15 protein-coding genes and 1 tRNA gene are annotated in these 16,521 nt (G+C 61.8%); 11 read left to right on the top strand and 5 right to left on the bottom strand.

Going from position 1 to position 16,521, the window contains the following annotated elements:
* Position 1: 1 nt before the first annotated feature.
* The 7 genes from sucD (at position 2) to lpdA (ending at position 8,881) form a co-directional block, all read left to right on the top strand.
* Positions 2-883 (top strand): succinate--CoA ligase subunit alpha, encoded by an 882-nt coding sequence (gene sucD, locus DDZ14_RS17955; protein WP_109426359.1) that lies wholly within the window; start codon positions 2-4, stop codon positions 881-883.
* Between the two features lie 94 nt (positions 884-977).
* Positions 978-3,944 (top strand): 2-oxoglutarate dehydrogenase E1 component, encoded by a 2,967-nt coding sequence (locus DDZ14_RS17950; protein ID WP_109426358.1) that lies wholly within the window; start codon positions 978-980, stop codon positions 3,942-3,944.
* Between the two features lie 4 nt (positions 3,945-3,948).
* Complete coding sequence (gene odhB / locus DDZ14_RS17945; RefSeq protein ID WP_109426357.1) at positions 3,949-5,487, top strand: 2-oxoglutarate dehydrogenase complex dihydrolipoyllysine-residue succinyltransferase; 1,539 nt, start codon at positions 3,949-3,951, stop codon at positions 5,485-5,487.
* A gap of 9 nt (positions 5,488-5,496) precedes the next feature.
* Positions 5,497-6,045: a hypothetical protein gene (locus tag DDZ14_RS19520; RefSeq protein WP_146193183.1), complete on the top strand. Its 549-nt coding sequence runs from the start codon at positions 5,497-5,499 to the stop codon at positions 6,043-6,045.
* Positions 6,042-6,437: an MAPEG family protein gene (locus DDZ14_RS17940; protein ID WP_109426356.1), complete on the top strand. Its 396-nt coding sequence runs from the start codon at positions 6,042-6,044 to the stop codon at positions 6,435-6,437. The genes DDZ14_RS19520 and DDZ14_RS17940 overlap by 4 nt, the downstream gene beginning before the upstream one ends.
* Before the next feature lie 12 nt (positions 6,438-6,449).
* The gene (locus DDZ14_RS17935) at positions 6,450-7,457 is read left to right on the top strand and encodes a glycosyltransferase family 2 protein (protein ID WP_109426355.1); all 1,008 of its coding nucleotides are present in this window, start codon (positions 6,450-6,452) and stop codon (positions 7,455-7,457) included.
* 35 nt (positions 7,458-7,492) lie between these two features.
* On the top strand, positions 7,493-8,881 hold the full coding sequence (lpdA, locus tag DDZ14_RS17930; RefSeq protein ID WP_109426354.1) for a dihydrolipoyl dehydrogenase: 1,389 nt from the start codon (positions 7,493-7,495) through the stop codon (positions 8,879-8,881).
* Positions 8,882-9,034: 153 nt separating this feature from the next.
* Here lpdA and DDZ14_RS17925 read toward each other — a convergent pair whose 3' ends face one another.
* Both DDZ14_RS17925 and DDZ14_RS17920 read right to left on the bottom strand, forming a co-directional pair.
* Positions 9,035-9,685 (bottom strand): GntR family transcriptional regulator, encoded by a 651-nt coding sequence (locus tag DDZ14_RS17925; protein ID WP_109426353.1) that lies wholly within the window; start codon positions 9,683-9,685, stop codon positions 9,035-9,037.
* A gap of 31 nt (positions 9,686-9,716) precedes the next feature.
* Complete coding sequence (locus DDZ14_RS17920; protein WP_109426352.1) at positions 9,717-10,412, bottom strand: M48 family metallopeptidase; 696 nt, start codon at positions 10,410-10,412, stop codon at positions 9,717-9,719.
* A gap of 176 nt (positions 10,413-10,588) precedes the next feature.
* On the opposite strand from DDZ14_RS17920, the gene DDZ14_RS17915 reads away from it, so the two are divergent.
* The 3 genes from DDZ14_RS17915 (at position 10,589) to DDZ14_RS17905 (ending at position 12,109) form a co-directional block, all read left to right on the top strand.
* Positions 10,589-10,915, top strand: a complete 327-nt coding sequence (locus DDZ14_RS17915) for a TIGR02300 family protein (protein WP_109426376.1) — start codon at positions 10,589-10,591, stop codon at positions 10,913-10,915.
* 92 nt (positions 10,916-11,007) lie between these two features.
* Positions 11,008-11,083: transfer RNA gene (locus DDZ14_RS17910), tRNA-Ala, on the top strand.
* 639 nt (positions 11,084-11,722) lie between these two features.
* Positions 11,723-12,109, top strand: a complete 387-nt coding sequence (locus DDZ14_RS17905) for a hypothetical protein (RefSeq protein WP_109426351.1) — start codon at positions 11,723-11,725, stop codon at positions 12,107-12,109.
* A gap of 855 nt (positions 12,110-12,964) precedes the next feature.
* On the opposite strand, the gene DDZ14_RS17900 is transcribed toward DDZ14_RS17905, so the two are convergent.
* From DDZ14_RS17900 to DDZ14_RS17885, 3 genes are all read right to left on the bottom strand, one after another.
* Positions 12,965-13,483, bottom strand: coding sequence for a hypothetical protein (locus DDZ14_RS17900; RefSeq protein WP_199221372.1), 519 nt, complete (start codon positions 13,481-13,483; stop codon positions 12,965-12,967).
* Positions 13,484-14,158: 675 nt separating this feature from the next.
* The gene (locus DDZ14_RS17890; protein WP_146193182.1) at positions 14,159-14,812 is read right to left on the bottom strand and encodes a hypothetical protein; all 654 of its coding nucleotides are present in this window, start codon (positions 14,810-14,812) and stop codon (positions 14,159-14,161) included.
* Positions 14,809-15,981 carry a site-specific integrase gene (locus tag DDZ14_RS17885; protein ID WP_109426348.1) on the bottom strand — a complete coding sequence of 391 codons (1,173 nt, stop codon included), beginning with the start codon at positions 15,979-15,981 and terminating at the stop codon, positions 14,809-14,811. Before DDZ14_RS17885 ends, DDZ14_RS17890 begins: the two co-directional genes overlap by 4 nt.
* A 268-nt stretch (positions 15,982-16,249) precedes the next feature.
* Between DDZ14_RS17885 and DDZ14_RS20295 the strand changes: the two genes are divergently transcribed.
* Entirely contained in the window at positions 16,250-16,477 is a 228-nt protein-coding gene (locus DDZ14_RS20295; protein WP_146193181.1) for a DUF6538 domain-containing protein, read from the top strand.
* The last annotated feature ends 44 nt before the right edge of the window (positions 16,478-16,521 follow it).

Genomic DNA, 16,521 nt, shown 5'->3' with positions numbered 1-16,521 from the left:
TATGGCAGTCCTCGTAGACGAAAACACCAAAGTCATCTGTCAGGGCCTCACCGGCAGCCAAGGCACCTTTCATTCCGAACAGGCCATCGCCTATGGCACCCAGATGGTCGGCGGCGTCACCCCCGGCAAGGGCGGCACGACGCATCTCGACCTGCCGGTCTACAACTCGGTGCATGAGGCGAAGGCCGAGACCGGCGCCAATGCCTCCGTGATCTACGTGCCCCCGCCCTTTGCCGCGGACAGCATCCTTGAGGCGATCGACGCCGGCATGGACCTGATCGTGGCAATCACCGAGGGCATTCCGGTCCTCGACATGATGCGCGTCAAGCGCGCGCTGATGGACAGCAAGTCGATCCTGATCGGACCGAACTGCCCCGGCATCATCACGCCCGACGCCTGCAAGATCGGCATCATGCCGGGCCATATCCACAAGCGCGGCTCCTGCGGCGTGGTCTCGCGGTCCGGCACGCTGACCTACGAGGCGGTCAAGCAGACCACGGATGTGGGGCTGGGCCAGTCCACCTGCGTGGGCATCGGCGGCGACCCGATCAAGGGGACCGAGCATATCGACGTGCTGGAATGGTTCCTGGCCGATGACGAGACCGAAAGCATCATCATGATCGGCGAAATCGGCGGGTCGGCCGAGGAAGAGGCGGCGCAGTTCCTCAAGGATGAGGCCAAACGCGGCCGCAAGAAACCCGTCGCCGGCTTCATCGCGGGCCGCACCGCGCCGCCGGGCCGCCGCATGGGCCATGCCGGCGCCATCGTCGCGGGCGGCAAGGGCGGCGCCGACGACAAGATCGAGGCCATGCGCAGCGCTGGCATCGTCGTCTCCGACAGCCCCGCCGGCCTGGGCGAGGCGGTGCTGGAGGCGATCGGCTGATCGCCGGCCTCGCCGCATATCCACGATACGGGGCGTTCCGGGCCGGACCCGGTGCGTCCAGACCCATGAAAGGGTCCATAGGGAGAACCGAGAGATGACCGAACAATCCCCAAACGACCAGTTCCACGCCTCGTCCTTCCTGCAGGGCGCGAATGCGGAATATGTGGAACGGCTCTACGCCAATTACGCCAACGATCCGGCTTCCGTCGACGAGGCGTGGCAGGCCTTCTTCCGGCAACTCGGCGACGACGAGATGGATGTGAAGAAACAGGCCAGCGGGCCGTCCTGGGAACGCACCGACTGGCCGCCCGCGCCCAATGACGAGCTGACCGCGGCGCTGGACGGACAATGGCCCGTGGCCCCGGTCGCCGACGGCAAGGCGCTGGCGAAGAAGATCACCGGCAAGGCGGCCGAAAAGGGGATCGAAGTCACCGACGAGCAGGTGAAGCGCGCCGTGCTCGACAGCATCCGCGCGCTGATGCTGATCCGCGCCTATCGTATCCGCGGCCACCTGGCGGCAGAACTGGACCCGCTGGGCATGCGCAACCCCGACCCGCGGCCGGAACTGGACCCGAAAACCTACGGCTTCACCGAATCCGATATGGACCGGCCGGTTTTCATCGACAATGTGCTGGGGCTTCAGGTCGCCTCGATGCGCGAGATCGTGGCGATGGTCAAACGCACCTATTGCGGCACCTTCGCGCTGCAATACATGCACATCTCCGACCCCGAGCAATCCGCCTGGCTGAAGGAGCGGATCGAGGGCTACGGCAAGGAGGTGAAATTCACCCGCGAGGGGCGCAAGGCGATCCTCAACAAGCTGGTGGAGGCCGAGGGCTTCGAGAAGTTCCTGCATGTGAAATACATGGGCACCAAGCGTTTCGGCCTCGACGGCGGCGAGGCGACGGTGCCCGCGATGGAGCAGATCATCAAGCGCGGCGGCGCGCTGGGGATCGAGCAGATCGTGATCGGGATGCCCCATCGCGGCCGGCTCAGCGTGCTGGCCAATGTGATGGCCAAACCCTACCGCGCAATCTTCAACGAGTTTCAGGGCGGCAGCTTCAAGCCCGAGGACGTGGACGGCTCGGGCGACGTGAAATACCACCTCGGCGCCTCGTCGGACCGGGTGTTCGACGGCAACAAGGTGCACCTGTCGCTGACCGCCAACCCCTCGCACCTGGAAGCGGTGAACCCGGTCGTTCTGGGCAAGGTTCGCGCCAAACAAGAACAGATGGCCGACGCCGACCGCACCACGGTGCTGCCGGTGCTTCTGCATGGCGACGCGGCCTTCGCGGGCCAGGGTGTGGTGGCGGAATGCTTCGGGCTCTCGGGCCTGAAGGGGCACCGCACGGGCGGCACGATCCATGTCATCGTCAACAACCAGATCGGCTTTACCACCTCGCCGCACAACTCGCGCTCGTCCCCCTATCCCACCGACATCGCGCTGATGGTCGAGGCGCCGATTTTCCACGTCAATGGCGACGATCCGGAGGCGGTCGTGCATGCCGCCAAGGTGGCCACCGAGTTCCGCCAGAAGTTCCACAAGGACGTGGTGATCGACATCTTCTGCTATCGGCGCTTCGGCCATAACGAGGGTGACGAGCCGATGTTCACCCAGCCGACCATGTACAAGCGGATCAAGCGCCACAAGACGACGCTGCAGGTCTATACCGAGCGGCTGGTCAAGGACGGGCTGATCCCGGAGGGCGAGATCGAGGACATGAAAGCCGCCTTCCAGGCCTATCTCAACGAGGAGTTCGAGGCCGGCAAGGACTACCGCCCGAACAAGGCCGACTGGCTGGACGGGCGCTGGTCGGATCTGGAGGCCCACAAGGGCAAGTACGAGCGCGGCAAGACTGCCGTACCCAAGAAGGTCTTCAAGGAGGTCGGAGCGGCGCTGAGCCGACTGCCGGAAGGCTACAACGCGCACAAGACCGTGCGGCGGTTGCTGGAGACCAAGAAGGAGATGATCGACAGCGGCAAGGGGCTGGACTGGGCAACCGCAGAGGCGCTGGCCTTCGGATCGCTTATGCTCGAAGGCTACCCGGTGCGGCTGTCCGGCCAGGACTGCACGCGCGGCACGTTCAGCCAGCGGCATTCCGGCATCATCGACCAGGAGACCGAGGAACGTTACCTGCCGCTCAACCATATCCGCGACGGGCAGGCGCAATACGAGGTCATCGACTCGATGCTCTCGGAATACGCGGTGCTGGGTTACGAATACGGCTACTCCCTGGCCGAGCCAAACGCGCTGGTGCTCTGGGAAGCACAGTTCGGTGATTTCGCCAATGGCGCACAGATCATGTTCGACCAGTTCATCTCGTCGGGCGAACGCAAATGGCTGCGCATGTCCGGCCTCGTGATGCTGCTGCCGCACGGCTTCGAGGGCCAGGGGCCCGAGCATTCCTCGGCGCGGCTGGAGCGGGTCCTTCAGATGTCGGCGGAAGACAACTGGATCGTGGCCAACTGCACGACGCCGGCCAACTACTTCCACATCCTGCGCCGCCAGATGCATCGCAGCTTCCGCAAGCCACTGGTGCTGATGACCCCGAAATCGCTGCTCCGCCACAAGATGGCGATCTCCAACATCTCGGATTTCACCACCGGGTCGTCCTTCCACCGGGTGCTCTGGGATGACGCCCAGCAGGGGCATTCGGACACCAAGCTGGTCGATGACGAGAAGATCCGGCGCGTCGTGATGTGTTCCGGCAAGGTTTATTACGACCTCCTGGAAGAGCGCGACCGGCGCGGTATCGACGACATCTACCTGATGCGGGTCGAGCAGTTCTATCCCTTCCCGGCGCTCGCGCTGGTCAAGGAACTGGACCGCTTCAGGAATGCCGATGTGGTCTGGTGCCAGGAGGAGCCCAAGAACCAGGGCGGCTGGACCTTCATGGAGCCCAATATCGAATGGGTTCTGGGCCGCCTCGACACCAGGACCAAGCGCGCCGTCTATGCCGGCCGTCCCGCCGCCGCCTCCCCTGCAACGGGTCTGGCAAGCCAGCACAAGGCACAACAGGAAGCGCTCGTGAACGAGGCGCTGAGCTTTGAAGAGGAATAACAGTATGGCAACCGAAGTCCGTGTCCCGACGCTGGGGGAAAGCGTCTCCGAGGCAACGATCGCAACCTGGTTCAAGAAGCCCGGCGACAGCGTCGCCGTGGACGAGATGCTTTGTGAGCTGGAAACCGACAAGGTGACGGTCGAGGTCCCCTCCCCCGCCGCGGGCACGTTGCAGGAGATCGTGGCCGAGGAAGGCGAAACCGTGGGCGTAGATGCCCTGCTGGCCACGCTGAGCGAGGGCGGCAGCGATGCCCCCGCCAAGCCCGCGAAGACCGAGGCCAAGGCGGAGAGCACTTCGAAACCCGCGGACGACGGTGGCGCGGACAGCGGCGAGAGCGTCGACGTGATGGTGCCGACCCTGGGCGAGAGCGTGACCGAGGCCACGGTCGCCACCTGGTTCAAGCAGGTGGGCGACAGCGTCGAGGCCGACGAGATGCTCTGCGAGTTGGAGACCGACAAGGTCTCGGTCGAGGTGCCCGCGCCGCAGGCCGGTACGCTGACCGAAATCCTCGCCAAAGAAGGCGAGACGGTCCAGGCTTCCGCGAAGCTCGCGGTGATGTCTGCGGGCGGCGGCGCGGCCCCGGCGAAAACCGAAGCGCCGGCCGAGAGCGCACCGGCCGCCGAAGCCGCCGGCTCCGGCAAGGATGTGGATGACGCGCCCTCGGCCAAGAAGATGATGGCCGAGGCCGGGCTTTCGCCCGATCAGGTCGAAGGCACGGGCCGCGACGGGCGCATCATGAAGGAGGATGTGCAGAAGGCTCTGGCCGCCGGTGGTGCCGCCGCCAAGGCGCCCGAACGCGCGCCCGCGCAGGCGCCCCGTGCCCCGGTCGCCGCCGAAGATGCAAGCCGCGAGGAACGGGTCAAGATGACCCGCCTGCGCCAGACCATCGCCCGGCGCCTGAAGGAGGCGCAGAACTCCGCCGCCATGCTGACCACCTATAACGAGGTGGACATGACCGGGGTGATGGAGCTGCGCAAGGAATACAAGGACCTCTTCGAGAAGAAGCATGGCGTCAAGCTGGGCTTCATGTCCTTCTTCACCAAGGCATGCTGCCACGCGCTCAAGGAGGTGCCGGACGTCAATGCCGAGATCGACGGCACCGACGTGGTCTACAAGAACTTCGTGCATATGGGCATCGCCGTGGGCACGCCCACGGGGCTCGTGGTGCCGGTGGTGCGCGACGCCGACCAGATGTCGTTTGCCGCGATCGAGAAGAAGATCAACGAGTTGGGCGCGCGCGCCCGCGACGGCAAGCTTTCCATGGCCGAGATGCAGGGCGGCACCTTCACGATCTCCAATGGCGGGGTCTATGGCTCGCTCATGTCCTCGCCGATCCTCAACCCGCCGCAATCGGGCATCCTGGGAATGCACAAGATCCAGGACCGCCCGATGGTGGTGAACGGCGAGATCAAGGCCCGCCCGATGATGTACCTGGCACTGAGCTACGACCACCGGATCGTGGACGGCAAGGGCGCGGTCACCTTCCTGGTGCGGGTGAAAGAGGCGCTGGAAGACCCGCGGCGGCTGTTGATGGATTTGTGAGGCTATCGCGTGACTATCTCGCTAGAAGAATTCAAGGATGCGTTTGAGCGCCACAAGCAAGTGTTCCTCTCTCTTGAGCGTAATGATCAGGAGAGAGGAAGAATTGTCTTCCTGTCAGTGCATCTAGAAACTTTACTCGGAACGATCTTGTTAGCGGTGGCCAAGGAAAAGACAGTTATGGAGGAGGTACTGGCCCGATCAGGAGCGAGCTTTAACGCAAGAATAGATCTGTGTTTTGCTTTGGGACTTTTGGATGCAAATGAACGACGCGATCTTACTTTGTTTCGAAAAATCAGGAATAAACTCGCGCACTCATTTGAAGTAAAACCAAACGACCAGCAAATATCAAGCTGGGCCAAGGAGCTATCCGTTCAAGAAATCACGGATGCCGACATTAAAGCGCAACCGGCGATGGCTCAAATCAAAGAATTCTTCGAAAATGCAAATACTCTACAGCGCATAGAAATTTGCCTTTCTGCACTGTCAAACAAACTTACGGTGCGGATTGATCACGCGCAAGATATCGGCCGAGGAATCAGCCGGGCAAAACTTCCATGACCCCCGAACTCACCGCCCTCGCCCTCGCCGGGCTGCTCCAGGCGCTACAATTCTGCCTCATGGCGGTGCCGGCCAATCTGGAACTGGGCACCGGCTACACCACCTCCCCGCGCGACCGCGACCCGTCGCACCAGATGTCGCCGCGCACCGGGCGGCTGCACCGCGCGTTGAGCAATCATTTCGAGGGGCTGGTGCTCTTCACCCTTGCGGTGGCGGTCGTCACGCTGGCGGGCAAGGCCAATGCCTTCACCGCGGCGATGGCCTATACCTATCTGGGCGCCCGCATCCTCTACGTACCCGCCTATGCCTTCGGCTGGTCCCCCTGGCGTTCGCTGATCTGGGCGGTCGGGTTCCTGGCCACGGTCCTGATCCTGATCGCCTCTCTCCTCTAGCAACGGGCCGCCATGACACCGAGCGACGCAGACAACACGGCCAGGCAGCGCACCGCCCTCGCCTGCTGCATGCGCAACGAGGGGCCGTTCGTGGTGGAATGGGCCGCCTATCACAGCCTGCTGGGCTTCGACGAAATCCTCGTTTTCACCAACGATTGCACGGACGGCTCCGACCTGCTTCTCGACCGGCTCAAGGCGCTGGGATATCTGACCCATATCCGCCAGGCACCACCCCCCGGCGGCTCGCCCCAGATCGAGGCGATGAAACTGGCCTTCGCCGATCCCCGCGTGCAGGCCTGCGAATGGCTGCTGCATATCGACAGCGACGAGTTCCTCAACATCACCTGCGGCGACGGCTCCGTCCGCGCGCTGCTCGACGCGGTGGGCGACTGCGACGTGATTGCGATCCTCTGGCGGCTCTTCGGCGACAATGGCGTGACCCGGTGGGACGGCGGCAGCGTCCTGCAACAGTTTACCGCCGCACAGCCCGAACCGATGCGCCGGACCGTGGACCACAAGTCCATGTTCCGCCACGCGCTCTTCGAGTTCGCCATCGACCACATGCCGAAACTGCCCCGCGACCCGGAGCGCGCCATAAACGTCAAGACCACCGCGGGCGAGGCGGTGAATGGCGACATGCTGCGCCACCGCCGCAAGAGCCGTTACAAGATGAGCTTCCGGCACGCCACTTTCCGCAACGCCTGCATCAACCATTACGCGGTGAAATCCGAAGATGTCTGGCTGATGAAGAACGACCGCGGCGACGGGTTCGGGAACGCTCATCAGAAATACTTCCGCAATTCGCGGATGTGGAACCGCTACAACCGCGGCGAGGCGCAGGAGACGTCGATCCTCCGGCGCTGGCCCGAGATCGCGGCGCGGATGGAGGCGATGCGCGCCGACCCCGAATTGCGGCGGATCGAGGTTCACAGCCTCGCCGTCTTCCGCGCCCGGCGCGACGCCGTGCTGACGCCCGAGCAGATCGCGCGCTGGACCCATGACCCCGAAAAGGCCCTGTAGATGCGCCGCAAGACCGACCCCGAAGGAGGAACAATATGTCCCAATATGACGTGATCGTAATCGGCTCCGGCCCCGGCGGCTATGTCTGCGCCATCCGCTGCGCCCAACTCGGCCTCAAGACCGCCTGTGTCGAGGGGCGCGAGGCCCTGGGCGGAACCTGCCTCAACGTGGGCTGCATCCCGTCCAAGGCGCTGCTGCACGCCACGCACCAGCTTCACGAGGCGGAACACAACTTCGCCAAGATGGGGCTGAAGGGCAAAAGCCCGTCCGTCGACTGGAAGGCGATGATTGCTTACAAGGACGATGTCATCGGACAGAACACCAAGGGCATCGAGTTCCTGTTCAAGAAGAACAAGGTCGACTGGCTGAAAGGCTGGGGCAAGATCGCGGGCAAGGGCAAGGTGCAGGTCGGCGACGAGACCCATGAGGCGAAGAATATCGTGATCGCCACCGGCTCCGAGGCATCGAGCCTGCCCGGCGTGGAGATCGACGAGAAGACGGTCGTCACCTCGACCGGGGCGTTGGAACTGACCAAGGTGCCCAAGAAGATGGTGGTGATCGGTGCGGGCGTGATCGGGCTGGAGATGGGCTCGGTCTATGCGCGGCTCGGCACGCAGGTGACGGTGGTGGAGTTTCTCGACCAGATCACGCCGGGCATGGATGGCGAGGTCTGCAAGACCTTCCAGCGGATGCTCAAGAAACAGGGGCTCGACATCGTGCTGGGCGCCGCTGTGCAAACCGTCGAGGCGCTCAAGACCAAGGCCAAGGTCAACTACAAGCTGCGCAAGGATGACAGCGAGCACCAGATCGACGCCGACGTGGTGCTCGTGGCCACTGGGCGCAAACCCTATACCGGCGGGCTGGGGCTGGAGGAGGCCGGCATCGATCTGACCGAGCGCGGCATGGTCAAGACCGACGCCCACTGGAAGACGAACATGGAGGGGGTCTATGCGATCGGCGACGTGATCGCCGGGCCGATGCTCGCCCACAAGGCCGAGGACGAGGGCATGGCCGTCGCCGAGACTATCGCCGGCCAGAAGGGGCATGTGAATTACGGCGTGATCCCCGGCGTCATATACACCCATCCCGAGGTCGCCAGCGTCGGCAAGACCGAGGAGAACCTCAAGGAGGAAGGCCGCGCCTACAAGGTCGGCAAATTCTCCTTCATGGGCAATGGCCGGGCCAAGGCGGTCTTCGCGGGCGAGGGGTTCGTCAAGCTCCTGGCCGACAAGGACACCGACCGCATCCTGGGCGCGCATGTCATCGGGCCGATGGCCGGCGATCTGATCCACGAGGTTTGCGTGGCAATGGAGTTCGGCGCCTCAGCCGAGGATCTGGCGCGCACCTGCCATGCCCACCCGACCTTCTCGGAGGCGATGCGCGAAGCGGCGCTGGCCTGCGGCGACGGCCCGATCCATTCGTGAAACCGGGGCGGGGCCCCGGAACCCCGTCCCGAAGACCTGGACCACAGCAGCGATAATCGCCCCGCGGTCGCAGGCCTGTTCGGAGAGGCGCCGCGCGGAGCAATGGAGGAACGTCGGCTCAGAGCCAGAGTTGCGTTTGGAGTGGAGGCCGATCTAACCCACGAGCATCCGCAGGCCCTGGGTGACATCGGTACGCATCGCCAGCCGCAACCCCGGTTCGTCCCCGGCGCGCAGCGCCGCGATGATGAGCCGGTGATTGCGCGGCGGCTCGGTGCGCTGCATCCGGCCGTAGAGGTCGCGCATCTTAGGGCCGAGTTGCAGCCAGACCGTCTCCACCATCGCCAGCATCGCCGGAGCCTGCGCGCGCAGATACAGGCTGCGGTGAAACTCCAGATTGGCACGGATATAGGCCACCGCATCGCGCTGGTCGATGAACTGGCTGACGGCGTTGTTGATGCTCTGCATCCGGTCGATCAGCGCAATATGGGCCCGAGGCAGGGCGCGCGCCGCCAACTCCGGCTCCAGCAGCGCGCGAATCGCCGCAAGCTCCTCGATCCGCTCGGCGCTCAGATCCGGGGTCGAGGCCCGGCCCGAGGCCGACAGCGTCAGCGCCCCCTCGGCCGCCAGCCGGCGCAGCGCCTCGCGCGCGGGCGTCATCGACACGCCATGCTGCGCCGCCAGCCCGCGCAGGGTCAGCGCCTGGCCCGGCGCGATCTCGCCATGCATGATCTGGCTGCGCAATGCGCGGTAGAGCCGGTCATGCGCGGCCGCGGTTATGTCGGAACTGCGTTGGGTCATCAGCATCGCCCGACTGTGATCACGAATTTCGGTGCGGTCAACGCTTCTCGAAGACATAGCGGTGCAGCCCGGCGCCCTCGCGCCGCAGCCAGCGCCGCGGCGCCTCGTAGCCAGGGCAAAGCCGCGCCACCACCGCCCAGAAGGCTGGCGAATGATTCATCTGCGCGAGATGCGCCACCTCATGCGCGGCAACGTAATCCAGCACCTCCGGCGGCGCCATGACGAGCCGCCAGGAATACATCAGCCCCCCGGCGGCCGAACACGAGCCCCAGCGTGACCGCGGATCGCGCAGGCTGATCCGGCTGTAACGGCGCCCCAGCGCCTGCGCGTGACGGTCCGAGGCCGCGATCAGCCGCTCCCGTGCAAGCGATTGCAGGAGCGCACGAAGCCGCACGGGCAACTCGGCCTCCGCTCCGGGCACCATGATCGCACCCTCCTCCACCCGCGCGGCGCGGCCTGTGCCGGGCCGGATCGGCAGCGGGTGGCCGTCCACAGGCAGAACGCCGCCGAAGACCGGGCGCATTTGGGCGGGCCGGGCGTCCAGATGGCCGCGCAGCCAGCTTTCCTTCTCGCGCGCGAAGGCATGCGCCTCGCGCTCGGGCACACGCAGCGGAAGGGTCAGCGTCACCCGCCCGTCAAGAGCCGAGACGCGCAACGACAACCGTTTCGCCCGCGCCGAACGGCGCAGCGCCACCTCGATGGGCGGGTCGCCATGCAGGGTAAGTTGCGCCATGACGCGACGGTCTCCTCCGGGTTCGCTCCTGCGGCAGGTTACTCCGGATATCGCGGGGGTTTCCACCGCACAATCGACGCCGTGTTCCGGGGCGCTCAAAAGCCTTTGACAAGGCTGCCGGGGTTGTGGCAGGTGGCAGCGATCAAAGCGACATCAGCGATTTCGAGGGGAATTCGATGCCCAAGGAAGAATGGGGCGTAAAGCGCGTCTGCCCGAACTGCTCGACACGGTTCTATGACCTTCGGCAGGATCCCATGACCTGTCCGTCCTGCAGGCATTCGGTCACGGTCGACGTGCTCATGGGCGGCAAGCAGAAGCCGACGCCCGCCGACAAGCAGTCCAAGACCAAGAAACCTGAACTCAAGGAAGAGGAAGAGGACGTGCTGGAGGTCGAGGACGACGACGAAGTCGACCTGGGCGACGATGTCCTGGAGGACGAAGACGACGACACGGTCGATCTGGACGACATCGCGGATGTCGCCGCCGACGACGACGATACCTGACACGGCAAAGCGCTTCGGACGGATATTTTTCGCTTGATCTGGCCGGAACGCTTCACTATCCAGCCCTTGGCGAGCGGGACGCTCGCCCCGGTGGGGCCATAGCTCAGTTGGGAGAGCGCTTGAATGGCATTCAAGAGGTCAGGGGTTCGACTCCCCTTGGCTCCACCAAACTAACACTCCTAATCCATTGGAAGTTAACGGAAATTCCCCGTATCGGAATTCCCGTCCCACCGATCTTCCCACCGACCGGAAAGCTTTGCCGGTGATCGTTTACGTATCGCGGCCCGCTTCGAGTACGGTTTGCCAACCTTTTCTCACGTCAAGGCTCATCGAGTTTGGCCCCGTACAGCGAACCTGCGCCGGGCCCGAGCCTCTCCAATCAAGGGAAGCCACGATCCAAGTGAATGAACCGGACGTTTCCCGTGTGCCCGCGTCTCTCATGTTGAGTTCTGGGCATTGGCAAATTTGGCGCCCGCATAATCTGGCCGGCGACTTTCCGGTTCGTAATGACATGGACCAAGGCGTCCCCCATGGCCCCTGGCACTCAAGGAGAGGCCGTGGGAGCGAGGCGAGACCATCGGGAGGGGGCAGGGTGCGGACGCCTCGATGATCGCGCTCTGACAGAAAGGATTTCAGACAAGGAAAGGCTGGCGATATTGCCCCGGCTGGGAAGAAGAAAGGCGCGACACCCCCACCCCCTTCATGTATTTTGATAACACCTCCGGCCCCCAGAAAATCCCACGTACGCGCACCTATCCATGCCACCCCTCTCGATACAGACCCGCAAAAAGCTCAGGAGGAAATCTCATGACCGACGAGTTTGAAAAAATTCAGAAGGAGAATGTCCGCCTGAAAGAACAGTTGGAGGCCAAAGAGGAACAAGAGCGGCAGCGGATCGTCGGGGAAGCCAAGCGCGCGATCGAGAAGGCCGAAGACAACATGACATTCGCGAAATTGTTTGGCGCTGTCGGTGGGATGGTTTTCCTTGGAACCCTGCTTCCAACCGGAGACACTTACGGTTCATCGACATGGGGAACGATTGGGATTGTCGGAATGGTCGGAGCCACTATCTGGTACTTCGATTGCCGGCAGACCATCAAACGGGCCGAGAATGAAATACGTATACACGATCCGGAAAATTCCCGCATAAGGTGGATGCAAGTGCGCGACCGGCCTGAAAACGACCCCAAATAACGGGCTAAACACAAACAAAATCCCCTTGCGAACCTTCGCGCTGGCAAACGCCAGTGGCCGTTGGTGTCAGTCGCATCAGCTTGATAATACACCTGAGAGATTTGCTTAAATTTTTTAAATGGTTGGATGGCCATTGATTGACTGGATGTGGAGTGTAATTTCGGAAACGGCCCAAGCGGGGAGCGCCGCAGAAAGCGTTCGATTTCCAGTGCTTGACTCACTCTTTACAGAAGAATTTCTTCTTGGCCCACGCTGTCGGTACGGTCGGTCTGCTCACAGCGCGCCAGCGACGCTTTGAACCTACCGGATGAATTCATATCCCGTGACCAAAATATCAGAGGAGCGTTGGATAGAAGGGCCGGTTCGTTCGAACATTATCAAACCGTTTTCAAACGGGTCTTCAGCCAAGCTCTGCCGCGACCGGGCTTTAGAAGATGGCAAATCTGAGCATCTGAATCCCTGCGTAGACCGCGACTCCGACCAGAATGGTGAGGATGACGTGTTTCATGCCGTTTTCTCTTTCAGCGAGTAGCGTTTCTTCACCGGCCTGCGGGCTTGGCTTTTGACCGGAGGGGTTAACGCCTCGAAACCAAGCCCAGCGCCGAGTCAGACATACTGTATAGCATCGTAGAAATCTGCATAGCGAGCCTTGTATCGGTGACTATTTGTGGAGCGCTAGCTTAGCGTTCGTTCGGGAACCCGCTGCCTCCGCAGCGCCTTCACTATCGAAACCCGCCCCCTGGCTAGAATGTAGAAATGTCCTGCATTATGTGACGCATGTAGAGCCGGCGCGGCGTTTTGCGTCATAAATAGTAGGACACTTCTGCTGCAAGCTTGATCATTTAACGCTCTGCGTCACCCCGTTTGTGACGGGGCGTCCTTTTTACTGTTCGGGGGATTCTGTTCTGGATACCATTCCTTGAATCGTCTTAACGGCGGTTTGTAGTCCGTGTCTGTAGAGTACTCATCCAATGCCCAGCGCGCTGTTTTTCCAATGCCTGAAGGCCCAAGGTACGCAGCCTCCATCATGCGGATGAACCCTTTGTCTTGCAATTCCCGATATAGCTTTCCGACAGAGTTGCGGTGGAGGCCCAGAAGGTGCGCCGCTTCCCGGTGGCTGAGTGTGATGGCGCCGTTGTTCTTGCCCTTGTAACGACGCTTTAGTTCGATGTAGAGCGCCCGCGCTCCGACGCTTAGATGTCGCCACGCCTCCGTGCGCAAGACCCATTCGGGGAGTTGTACCCAGTGCTTGCCGCCGTGGCTTCTTGCCGTTGATTTATTTTTACTCCCCATCAGCGCCCCTTTGGCCTCGCTCCGAGCCGGCAAAACGCTGTTCTCCGCACCCGTGCGCTCGCCGCCGAGCGGCAAGATCAAGGCGTCCCGCATGGGTCGGTAGACCAACCAATGCGTATGGGAACGGGTACCCGGAGCGCCGTGTCCAGTCATGGAAAAGGCCATCCAGGGTGGCACAGTAGCTGAGGCTGTCCCATGCCGGCGCCACGCCTTTTTTGGGGCGTCTGCCGCGCTGAACCAAAAACTGAATACCGTCCCGGCATATCGCAATCCGCCACCGGCCTCTTCGGTACAGCTCTCCACGATAGCAATTGGAGGATTCTCTGTTATCTGAGTTCGAAAGACAGGGCTGCCGGCCCCACGTAGCTTCACGCTCTAGTTTCATTCTAGCACTCCGTTGAATGCCGAACGCAGATGCGCTATCTAACAGCCGGTCCGCTGCAAGAAATGCGCCCCCGTCCGGTCTTCGACTGGCGGGGGTTTTTCTTAGGCGGCCGCTCGCTCGGCCTTTGCTCGGTCAATCACGTCCTGGATTTCGGATTGCGGCCAGCGGCTCGTTCCGCCGATCTTGACAGGGCGCGGGACTGTGCCGTCCGCCACGCGGCGCCAGAACGTACAAACGCTGCATCCGAGCATTTGCGCACAGTCTTTGTCGCGAATCATGGGGTCAGTTGGTTGCATTGCAGGGCCTCTTTGATTGCCTCGATAAGCTGAACCTGCTCGCAACCGTTATCCCTGTCTAAAGGAGATAATTCTCTAAATTTTGGGTAATTTTCTCCTTCCGGTTATGAGACTTATCCCGGGCCTCCCTTTCCGAGACCGGATTTCCAGCAGCCGATGGAACTTTTCTTTGTCGTTTTCCTTTAGTTCCTTGATTGCCCGTCTGCATGGCTCCCGGAAATGTGCGCGAAGGTTGATGTGTTCGAATACGTCCCGAACGGTCTTTGAAAACTTCGTCGAAGGCTCTCCGCTGTCATAGGCCTCGCCTTCCGTCGGCATCTTGCCCAAACCGATCACGTATATTTCCGCCATCGTCGATGCGACTTGATTGGCAGAAACTTTCGGGGAGGCACCGCGTCCAGTCCAATACTGGCTCTTCTCTTTAATCCCCTCCTCCAGCAAGACCTCAAGTGCATTCTCAAATTCGAGAAGTGGGCTACGGTCGTTGTCCCAATCCTCCGGCGATCTGAGCGCCCCGTCGAGCGCCTCCCGTAGGTGCTTCGGCAAATGATTGATCCTCTTCAGGATTGCTTCCATCTCTTCGACGCCATCTCTCGCGCTTGGTTTGTCGGCAAACAGTAAACTACCCCGTAAGCTCTGTTCTGAACTGACGAAAAACGGGGATGGGTTGTATGTTTTAGCCCTCTGAAACCCGATCCTGTTAAGGATGCGTTCGAGTTCCGGCGTCATCCGCGCACCATTTGCACCACGGCCCCGGTTTTCCCGGTCGCATACCGCGCCCAGGCGTCCATTAAGGCGAGGCGCCGCTCAAACAAATCTGAACGGGCATAGGCGCGCTCTACCTCGTTGCCGGTCGCATGAGACAATGCCGCCTCTGCGATCTCCCGTTCCGCATGCGCGCTCTCGCTACACCAATCCCGAAAGGTCGAACGGAACCCGTGCACCGTGAAGCCCGTGCGCTCCATTCGATCCAGGAGCGCCTTGAATACCATCACTGATTGCGGACGAGATTCTCCCCGCGGCCCTCTCTTGACACTCGGAAAGATAAGATCTCCATCGAGCCCGCGCATCTTCTCAAGCACTCCAAGAGCCTCTTCAGAGAGCGGTACACGGTGTGGCACGCCGCGTTTCATCCTTTCGGCGGGGATGTTCCAAACGCCGCGCTCAACCTCGCTCCACCGGGCGCCACGGGCTTCTCCGGAGCGGGCTGCGGTAAGGATAATGAATTCAAGCGTTCGCGCGGACACGCCGTCACGCTCGGACAGAGCGGACATGAATGCCGGAACGTCTTGCCACGCCATCGCCGGCATGTGCTTCGCTCGCCGTTTCACAGCGGGTAGGGCCTTCTTCAATCCATTGACCGGGTTTTCGTGCGGGTAGTGACCGGCCCCCTTGGCCCAATCAAAGACGGTAGAGAGGCGCTGCCTAAGTCGCTTTGCGGTTTCGTGCTTCGTCGTCCAGATCGGGGAAAGCACCTTGAGCACGTCCGAGGTTCCGACACTGGCTATCGGACGCGACCCGAACGCAGGATTGGCATAGCTTTCGATCGTCGCCAGCCAAGTCTGCGCGTGCTTCTCGTTGCGCCATGTTGGAAGAAGGTTTTCGTGGACTTTCTTAGCCGCCTCTCGGAAGGAAAGCGTATCGCGATCTCTCGCGGTTTCAGGATCACCACCTTCGCGCGCAACCTTCCGCAGTGACCGAGCCATTTCACGCGCCTCTGCCAACGGAACCAACGAGGCCGAGCCTAACCCGAGCTCTCTTCGTCTGCCGTGAACTGCCGTTCGCAGTATCCAGGATTTAGTCCCAGACGGCCCTACATGAAGGTAAAGTCCCTCACCATCGCCGTACATGCCGGGCTTGTGAAGTGTCGCAACTCGTCTTGCTGAAAGCTTTGGCATTGAGAGCCTCTCTGTCCCACCGCTTGTCCCACCGTTTTATGTAGTATTGAATGAGACCAGATGAAAGCGGGTGGCATCGACAATCTTAGAAAAGATAGTGATTACAGAGTTAAAAGACATCACCTGATCGTCAGTGAGACAGAAGTTGGGCAGACCTTGGCTCCACCAAACCTCCACTTTCGAGATGAAGATCAGTAACTTGCTGATTTTGTTTGGTGTTATTCATGGATTGTCACGCTGAGGTGTTACAGTGAGGACCCTCGAAAAGATGCCCGGACACGCTCGCTTGTATCGTCGCGGAGCCGTTTACTACCACCGCGCAGCCGTCCCCCAAGACATCGTTGAAACCTACGGAAAGCGGGAAGAGACCTTCTCGTTGCAGACGCGCGACTACACTGAAGCACTCCGAAAGGTTGATCTTCCCCCACTAAAGTGGTCCGCCGTAATGTTTAGGAAAACGGAGGACCGGAATGGCTACGAAGCGGCACAAGCCTGAGGAGATTGTCACGAAACTGAGGCAGGTTGAGGTGCTTGTCGGGC

The sequence above is a fragment of the Maritimibacter sp. 55A14 genome (genome assembly GCF_003122205.1).
Taxonomy (GTDB): Bacteria; Pseudomonadota; Alphaproteobacteria; order Rhodobacterales; family Rhodobacteraceae; genus QEYE01.
Note: the sequence above shows the minus strand (reverse complement) of the source record. Positions and strands in the feature narration are given on the sequence as shown.